The sequence below is a fragment of the Paraburkholderia caffeinitolerans genome (assembly GCF_902859945.1).
GTDB lineage: Bacteria > Pseudomonadota > Gammaproteobacteria > Burkholderiales > Burkholderiaceae > Paraburkholderia > Paraburkholderia caffeinitolerans.
The window spans coordinates 1-1,410 of record NZ_CADIKL010000102.1 but is presented as its reverse complement, the minus strand read 5'-3'; the positions used below and the strand labels follow the sequence as shown (position 1 = coordinate 1,410).

At 65.4% G+C, this 1,410-nt stretch carries 2 protein-coding genes; both read right to left on the bottom strand.

Annotated elements, in window-relative coordinates; genetic code table 11:
• The coding region (locus tag HV773_RS36420) for a sarcosine oxidase subunit gamma family protein (RefSeq protein ID WP_281365340.1) at nucleotides 1-329 on the bottom strand (329 nt) is incomplete at its 3' end.
• Nucleotides 319-1,410: aminomethyl transferase family protein (locus HV773_RS36415; RefSeq protein ID WP_217481979.1), on the bottom strand; the 1,092-nt coding region annotated here is incomplete at its 5' end. The genes HV773_RS36420 and HV773_RS36415, both read right to left, overlap by 11 nt.

The following is a 1,410-nucleotide window of genomic DNA, read 5'->3' as shown; positions in this document are numbered from 1 at the left end:
CCGGCCTGCACGGCTGCGTCCGAGCGCACGAGCCATTCGTCGGGGCCGAGCCACAGCACGTCGTAGCCGTTGCCCTTCGCCACCGTGTTGGGCGTCGCGGGCGGCTGGCAGCCGACCACCTGGGCAAATGCGTCCACGAAAGCCGGATCGCTGAGTTCGCCGCGCACGTTCACCAGATCGCGGAACGGCAGTTCACGCATGGTGAACCCCTTCGGCGCGCGGCCCTCCTGCGCCTTCATGAGCCCGGCCACGCCGACGAAAGGCGACTCGAGCCGCACTGCTGCTGCGCGCTCCGCAAGGGGCGCCGTATCCATCGTTTCATTCAACATGCTGACGCACCCCTTCAGTGTCATAGAAAATCGGGCTGGCAATCTTCGCCTTCACGCGCCGGCCATCGGCCATCGAGATGGAGACGTATTCGCCGGTCTTGTTGTGACCGCCCTTCACGACCGCCAGTGCGATCGAGCGGTCGAGAATCGGGCTGTAGTAGCTCGACGTCACGTGGCCGATCATCGCCGTGGTGCCGTCCGCTCTCTGCTGCGCATTCACGTCGACGATCTGGCCGCCTTCGGGCAGCACGAACTTCGCGTCGTCGGTCAGCAGTCCGACGAACTGCTTGCGCCCGTCCTTCGCGGTGTCCGAGCGCTTGAGCGAGCGGCGTCCCAGGAAGTCCTTGGTCTGCGAAACGAGTCCGCCCATGCCGAGGTCGAACGGCGTGACCGAACCGTCGGTGTCCTGGCCGACGATGATGTAGCCCTTCTCGGCGCGCAGCACGTGCATCGTTTCCGTGCCGTACGGCGTGATGTTGAACTCGGCGCCCGCAGCCATGATCGCTTCCCACACTGCGCGGCCCGCGTTGGCCGGTACGTTCACTTCATAGGCCAGTTCACCCGAGAAGCTGATGCGCATGACGCGCGACTTCACGCCTGCAACCGTGCCGTTGCGATACGACATGAACGGGAACGCGGCGTTGTCGAAGTCGATGTCCTTGCACACCTTCTGCAGCACCTTGCGGCTCTTCGGGCCCACCACGGCGAAGGTCGCCCAGTGATCGGTCACGGAAGCCAGACGCACCTTCATGTCGGGCCACTCGGTCTGCAGCCAGCGTTCGAGCCACGTGAGCACGCGCGCCGCGCCGCCCGTAGTCGTGGTCACCATGTAGTGCTGCGGTCCGAGGCGCACGGTCACGCCGTCGTCGAACACCATGCCGTTCTCGTCGAGCATCAGGCCGTAGCGGCACTTGCCCACTTCGAGCTTGAGCCACGGGTTCGTGTAGACCCAGTTCAGCAGCTTGGCGGCGTCCGGACCCTGAATGTCGATCTTGCCGAGCGTCGACGCATCGAGAATGCCCACGCTGTTGCGCACCGCGAGGCACTCGCGCTTGAGCGCGGCGTGCATGTCCTCGCCCTT